A 231-nucleotide genomic window follows, 5' to 3' on the forward strand; every position below is an offset into this window, starting at 1 on the left:
ATCAAAGTGGTAGAGAGGAAACACCAGTCCACAGCATCTTATATATCATAACCATACCTGTAGAAAAGGTAAAGAATGGTTATGATGGAAATAGCATACAGACCTTGGAGAGGGTCTATAAATACTACTACTTTATAATACGAGGTGAGGAAGAAAATGTCGGAACAAATAGAAGAAATTTTTGCCTACTATGGGAAACAACGGGATAAGAGCAGTCAGGAGATGGTTATT

Annotated in this window: 1 protein-coding gene; it reads left to right on the forward strand. The window is 37.2% G+C overall.

The window, feature by feature from the left end:
• Nucleotides 1-209 (forward strand): hypothetical protein (locus NE668_RS10070; protein ID WP_256196891.1); only part of this gene is annotated, 209 nt, incomplete at its 5' end.
• Between the last annotated feature and the right edge of the window lie 22 nt (nucleotides 210-231).

The sequence above is a fragment of the Veillonella parvula genome, assembly GCF_024461875.1.
Lineage (GTDB): Bacteria > Bacillota > Negativicutes > Veillonellales > Veillonellaceae > Veillonella > Veillonella parvula_I.